The organism is Nocardioides sp. P5_C9_2 (genome assembly GCF_054049555.1).
Window position 1 is genome coordinate 1 of the sequence record NZ_JBFUMD010000494.1, and the last position, 2,850, is coordinate 2,850.

2 protein-coding genes and 1 pseudogene are annotated in these 2,850 nt (G+C 71.3%); all 3 read left to right on the forward strand.

What is annotated here, in order from left to right; translation table 11 throughout:
- Nucleotides 1–1,236, forward strand: a 1,236-nt coding sequence (locus tag ACXJKL_RS18670; protein ID WP_457208503.1) for a Mur ligase family protein, incomplete at its 5' end; no start/stop codon positions are given.
- Nucleotides 1,237–1,602 (forward strand): cupin domain-containing protein, encoded by a 366-nt coding sequence (locus ACXJKL_RS18675; protein WP_457208504.1) that lies wholly within the window; start codon nt 1,237–1,239, stop codon nt 1,600–1,602.
- Nucleotides 1,603–1,885: 283 nt separating this feature from the next.
- Nucleotides 1,886–2,850 (forward strand): annotated as a pseudogene (locus ACXJKL_RS18680) (hypothetical protein); the annotation flags it as partial.

A 2,850-nucleotide genomic window follows, 5' to 3' on the forward strand; every position in this document is an offset into this window, starting at 1 on the left:
ATCTTCAAGGGCATGGGCCGCAAGGTCGGCATGACCTCGACCGACGGCGTCGTCATCGACGAGCGCCTCGTGATCCGCGCCGACGCCAGCGGACCGCGCTCGGCCCGGATGGTGCTCCAGAACCCCCGCGTCGACACGGCCGTCTTCGAGGTCGCGCGCGGCGGCATCCTCCGCGAGGGCCTCGGCTACGAGCGCAACGACGTGGCCGTGGTGCTCAACGTGCAGCCCGACCACCTCGGCCTGCGCGGCATCGACACCGTCGAGCAGCTCGCCGACGTCAAGGCGGTCATCGTCGAGGCCGTGCCCCGCGACGGGCACGCCGTCCTCAACGCCGACGACCCCCTGGTGCGTCAGATGCGCCGCCGGTGCTCGGGCCAGGTCGTGTGGTTCTCGATGGAGGAGCCGGGCTCGGAGGCCCGCGACATGATCGACGCGCACTGCCGACGCGGTGGCAAGGCGCTGGTCCTCGACCCGTCGGAGCGCGGCGAGATGATCGTCGTACGCCACGGACGTCGGGAGATGCAGCTCGCCTGGACCCACCTGTTGCCGGCGACCTTCGGCGGCAAGGCCCGCATGAACGTGCAGAACGCGCTGGCCGCTGCCGCCGCCGCGTTCGCCGCCGGGGCCCCGCTGCACGACATCCGCCAGGGCCTGCGCAGCTTCTCCACCAACTACTACCTGTCCCCCGGTCGCCTCAACGAGGTCGAGGTCAACGGCGTCAGCGTGATCGTCGACTACTGCCACAACGCGCCGGGCATGAAGATGCTGGGCGACTTCGTCGACCGCGTCGGTGACTCGATGGAGTCCTCCCACGACCTCGCCCGGCCGTCGCGGATCGGCATCATCGCCACCGCCGGTGACCGGCGCGACGAGGACATGCGCGAGCTCGGGCACATCGCCGCCCAGCACTTCGACGTCTGCATCGTCCGCGAGGACGTCGCCCTCCGCGGTCGCGAGCGCGGGGAGGTCGCCGGACTGGTCCTCGAGGGCGTGCGGAACGCGATGGCCGAGGGTTCTCGGTGCAAGCAGGCCGAGGAGGTGCTCGACGAGATCTCCGCCGTGCGCCACGCGCTCAACCGCGCCAACAAGGGCGACCTGGTCGTCGTCTGCGTCGACAAGCACGGCGAGGTCATGACCGAGCTGGAGAACTGGTCCTCGCAGGCCCAGGCCGGCGCCGGGGCGTCGTCCGAGACCCCGGCGGCCGATCCCGACTACACGGCGCCGACGGAGGCCTGAGTGCGGATCCTCCCGCTCACCGACCTGCCCCACCGGCCGGTCGAGGCGCACGGGAGCCGCGGCTTCTCGGTGGGCGCCTTCGGGATCAGCGCGGACGCGCACCTCGTCGCGGTGTCCCTCGACGCCGGTGGCGTCATCGGTCGGCATCCGGCGGGTGGGCGCCAGCTGTTGGTGGTGCTGTCCGGCGAGGCCGAGGTGGCCGGGGCCGAGGGCGTCGTACGCCGCCTCTCCGCCGGGTCCGCCGCGGTCTGGGAGCCCGGCGAGGTGCACGAGACCCGCTCGCCGACCGGGATGACGGGCATGATCGTCGAGGGTGACCTGGACATCGGTGCCCCTGGCGAGCAGGTCGACCCCGGGGACACCTGACAGGGCAGTTCCGTAGCGCTGGCTGGCGCCGACCGGGCAGTTCCGTAGCGCTGGGAGGCGGCGACCGGGCAGTTGCGTAGCGCTGGGAGGCGCCGAGCGGGCAGTTCCGTAGCGCTGGGAGGCGCCGACCGGGCAGTTGCGTAGCGCTGGGAGGCGCCGAGCGGGCAGTTCCGTAGCGCTCAAAATCTGGCTGACAGAAGTCGCTGGAAAGTGGTGTCCACCATCCGGTCAGAACGGCCCAACGGAGGGGTTCGTTGTCGGTGGTCCCTGCTTGAGTCGACTCATGCCCGAGACCACCGCACCCGCTCTGCCGGAGACCCCGGCCGAGCTGTTGCGTGCGGTGAAGGCATCTCGTGACCGGGCCAGTGCCGAGGATGTCGAGATGATGCGGCTGGGGTTGCACTGGGCCGATCTGCATATCGCGGACCCGGAGTTCGCCCAGGCGTGCTTCACCTCGCCGAAGACGTTCGCCGGTGAGGGGTCGCCGATGATCGATGAGTTCTGCGTCGCGGAGTTCGCGACGATGCTGGGACGGACCAACGACAGTGCTGGCCGGTTCTTGACCGAGTGTGTCGAGGTGGCCTACCGGCTCCCGAGGTTGTGGGGTGCCGTCACCTCCGGCCTGGTGGCCGGCTGGCGGGCCCGGATCATTGCGCAGACCACCGTCAGCCTGACGTTRGAGGCCGCGACGTACGTCGATGAGCAGGTGTTCTGGTGTGCCTCCCGGCTCACCCCCGCGCAGCTGGACCGGGTGGTGCAGGAGGCCCGGGTGCGGTTCATGCCCGACGCGGTGGAGGAGGCGTTGGAGAAGTCGGCGGACAAGCGGCACGTCACCTTCGACCTCCAGCAGGTCTCCTACGACGGCACCATGGGGTTGGAGGCGGCCCTGGAGATCCCCGACGCCCTGGCCCTGGCCGCGGCGGTGAAGTCCGGTGCCGAGCACCTCGCGAAGCTGGGGTCGACCGACACCGTCGACGGACGCCGCGCCACCGCGCTGGGCGACCTCGCGCGCCACCAGCTCGCCATCGGCTTCGACGACAACCCAGCTGACGCCGAGGCCACGCCTGTCCGGTCTCGTGTCGCTGCGCCGGTCACGCAGGTCGTGCTCCACGCGCACCTGTCCGCCGACGCGATCACCCGCCACGCCCACGACGCCCACGACGCCCAGACGGTGCCGTCCGGCGGCGAGGTGCTGGTCGCGCGGCTCGAGCAGGCCGGCCAGCGGTTGGTGTCGGTGGAGCAGCTCCG